Annotated in this window: 4 protein-coding genes; 3 read left to right on the top strand and 1 reads right to left on the bottom strand. The window is 60.5% G+C overall.

Annotation, left to right across the window (positions count from 1 at the left end; all coding sequences use genetic code 11):
• Positions 1–280: 280 nt before the first annotated feature.
• The 3 genes from P1J78_RS24400 to P1J78_RS24390 all read left to right on the top strand — a co-directional run bounded on the left by P1J78_RS24400 (position 281) and on the right by P1J78_RS24390 (position 2,525).
• Positions 281–643, top strand: a complete 363-nt coding sequence (locus P1J78_RS24400; RefSeq protein ID WP_275569976.1) for a hypothetical protein — start codon at positions 281–283, stop codon at positions 641–643.
• A 175-nt stretch (positions 644–818) separates the two neighbouring features.
• Positions 819–1,217, top strand: coding sequence for a TadE/TadG family type IV pilus assembly protein (locus P1J78_RS24395; RefSeq protein ID WP_275569975.1), 399 nt, complete (start codon positions 819–821; stop codon positions 1,215–1,217).
• A gap of 3 nt (positions 1,218–1,220) precedes the next feature.
• Positions 1,221–2,525: a TadE/TadG family type IV pilus assembly protein gene (locus tag P1J78_RS24390; RefSeq protein WP_275569974.1), complete on the top strand. Its 1,305-nt coding sequence runs from the start codon at positions 1,221–1,223 to the stop codon at positions 2,523–2,525.
• 178 nt (positions 2,526–2,703) lie between these two features.
• Here P1J78_RS24390 and P1J78_RS24385 read toward each other — a convergent pair whose 3' ends face one another.
• A complete protein-coding gene (locus P1J78_RS24385) occupies positions 2,704–3,390 on the bottom strand; it encodes a TetR/AcrR family transcriptional regulator (protein WP_275569973.1) in 687 nt (228 codons plus the stop codon).
• Positions 3,391–3,426: the final 36 nt, after the last annotated feature.

Genomic DNA, 3,426 nt, shown 5'->3' with positions numbered 1-3,426 from the left:
TGGCCGTTTTCTACGGCCGCAGCCCATCATGTGCACAGGAAAAGGCCGCGGCGTGACGCTCATGAGCGTTGCCAGCTATAGTTCACGGATGACTACTTCGCCTTCCAGCCGTCCCTCAGCAACGCATGGTATTGATTATCGCCGCAGATTCGCCGCGATGTCATCCTGATCGTGCCAGAATCGATGGCCATTCTCCTCGAATGTAAACGTTTTGTGTAATTCCAAGTATTGGAGGAAGCGGGGAATCCACCCACCACCCAGGTCACCTTACGGGGAAGAAATGACCAAGGCACCAAAACTTACGTTCTCAGCCCTCGCATTGATCGCTCTCAGTGCGAACACAGCCCATGCAGATGTCGCAGACGATGTTGCAGCCAACGTTGCCCTCTTCGAGCGACTTATGGACTGCTCGGCGTCCGCTTCATTCTATGAAGAAGGATTTGACCAGGAAAGTCCCTGCCGACAATGGTTTCTCGACGTAAGCGCGCAGCGCGCCGCCGAAACCGACATTCTGGCGGCCGGATATGACTGCACGGCCGACGAGTTGTTGATGGCAGGGCACATGCGCTGGGTCGGCGACGCCGAGTCCTTCGCGGCCGTGGAAGACAAGATGGAAATCTGTCGCCAGCAGCTCACCGAGTAGCTCGCAAGGCCACCGTTCGCGGTGGCACTCGCTCAAGAAATGCTCGCCTCCGCGGCGACGGGTCGTTCCCGACATTGCGCTATTACGCGAAACCGGTTCGCCAGGACGCAACCTGGCGCGGACCGTCGCTCGCGATGAAAGCGCGTCGGGCGGCATGGTAAGGGGAGCTATCGCCATGACTGTAATAAAGCGCTTTTTTCGAGAAGATCAGGGCACCGCAACCATCGAGACGGTGCTCATGCTGCCTCTTCTGATCGCGATCTTGTCGTTAACAGTGGATTTGTCTTTGATTTTCAACTCACGTGCGGAAGTTCTGCGTATCATGCAGGACACTAACAGGAATGTCTCGATTGGTCGGATCGAGGACGCGCAGACGGCAGAGTCCTACGTCAAGACCAAGATCAGCCATCTGGCGCCCAATGCCATGGCCCAGGCGACGATCACTGCCGGTGTCATCAACACGACCGTATGGATACCCGCCAGCGACCTGATGATGACTGGCTTCTTCGACTCCATTTTGCGCATCACGCTGACGCTGTCCGCGCAACACATGATTGAAGACTGGGAGGCGTAGGCAATGCTCGGAATAATACGCTTCTATCGCGACGAGGACGGAGGGATCATACCGTTCAGCCTGATCCTAGTGGTGTTGTTCTTCATCGTAGGCGGCATCGCCGTGGACGTCTCGAACGCCTATCAAAGCCGTACTCAGCTTCAGGTGGCCGCCGACTCGGCTGCGCACGCGGCCCTGATGACACGGGAATTCTACCCGCAGGACGAAGCGCAGGCCAAAGGTGTCGAGATCGCCAAAGGCGCCATGCCCGACGGGTCCTATGGCGGGGTGATCCAGGCGGAGGATATCCAGTTCGGGTTCTGGGACGAGGATGCCGAGGTCTTCACCTATTCCTCCGGCTCCCGGATGGCCGTCCTTGTGGACACCGCCCGCATCAGCGCCCGAAACAACCCCGAGCCGACCTATTTCCTCAAGTTCATCGGCCTAAACAAATGGGACATTCGCAGTCAGTCCGTGTTCGTCACCTATTATCCGACATGCTTGAGCGAAGGCATCGTCGGTGAGGACGTGGTCGATGTGCAATCGAACAACCTCTATATCGAGGGCTACTGCGTCCATTCGAACACCCTTGTCTCGCTGAACTCGAACAACGTGTTTCAGGACAACACGATCGTCTCCATGCCGGACGTCCGCGATCTGGACGGCCCAAGCGACATGTTCGACTCGAACGAGGGCTTGGAAGCTGCCCTGCGCGACGGCTCCTACAAGCTCCGCATTCTACAGCGTATCCAAGATATCTATGAAGGGGTTCAAACGACCAACGACGTGTACTCACGTGATTACATCAACAGCTCGTCCATAATCGACTTGAAGCGGAACCAGAAGCTCGACGGCTCGGTATTCACACCGGGACGCATCCACAGGATCTGGTGCACTTCGCAAAATCAACATGCCAACATCCACAACGGGACGGCCCTGAGCCAAGTTGTCATTATCACGAATTGTAAGATGAATTTTGGCCAAGGCGTTTCCCTCGAGGACGCTGTGGTGGTCAACCTGAACACCAGCGATAACTCGTTCGGCGCCGCCTCGGGCGTGCGCCTGGGGCGTGACGACAACTGCGCCACGGGCGGCGGGGCACAACTGGTGACCATGGGCGGCCTGGAAGTGCCGGCCGATCTGCAGATGTACGGTGGCCAGATCATCGCGCAAAAGGACATCGCCTTCACCTCGAACGCCGACGGGATTCAGGGCGCGTCCTTCGTTGCGGGTGGACGGGTCGACGCCACCACCAACGGCGTGATGGGCTTCTGCGGCAACGGCATGGAGGACAATTTCGAGGCGGCCTACTTCAGGATGGCCTTTTGACCGTCGCATAGCACTCGTCGCCTGAGGCATCGTGGCGCGCGTCCTGACCTGGGGCATCGGTGTCGGGCGCGCGTCCTCAACCGGGCGGTTGCGCCCGACTTGGCATTGCGCTCGTCGACCGCCGGTCCGCTAGGCGGACAATGCGGCCTGTCGTCCGCCTCGCCCGAGTGGCCCCCGTCTAAGACAGCAGCTTCTCGAACGCCTTGTTGGCGGGCAGTCGGATGCTGCCCTCGCGAAGCCCGAGGAGGCGGTCGAATGCCTGCTGCTCGGCGCGCAGCCGGCGCGCAAGTCTCTCTTCCGCCGCCGCCCGCCGGCCCTCCTGCGCCGCGTCGTGGATGTCGATGAACGCCAGCCACCTCGTTCTTGCGACCTGCAGGAAAAGATCGGCCGTCACGTCGATATCTGCCAGATCGAGAACGCCCTGCGCCACGCCTTCCGACAGCAGCTCTCTCAGGCCGGGAAGCGACCGCCGGCCGCTCTCCTGGCTCAGCTTCGTGAAAACCGACCGGTTTCCCGGACGCCGCACGAGGCGCACGATGCCGATGACCTCTTCGGTGTGATCGAGCTCCCAGCTCATCGCGTCCCACAGATAGCGCGAGATACGCTCGACCACGCTCGCCCCGTCGGTCTCGGCCCCGGTGGTCGCGGCCGCGGTCGCGGCATCGGCGAAACGGCGGACCAGGGCTTCGAGGATATCCTCCTTGGAGGAGAAGTGGTGGTAGAACCCCCCTTTCGAGAGTCCGGCTTCGCCAAGGATCTCGCTGACCGTGAGCGCCTCCCAACCGCGCGAGGCTAGCAGGCGCGCGGCGGCATCGAGGATGGCGGATCGGCGCTCTTCCGCGGACAGGCGAAGGCGAGCGGGCATGTGACGTCCTCCGGGTATTGCAACATGTCGATCCGT

The sequence above is a fragment of the Psychromarinibacter sediminicola genome, assembly GCF_029168335.1.
Taxonomy (GTDB): Bacteria; Pseudomonadota; Alphaproteobacteria; order Rhodobacterales; family Rhodobacteraceae; genus Psychromarinibacter; species Psychromarinibacter sediminicola.
This window is presented reverse-complemented; position numbering and strand designations above follow the sequence as displayed.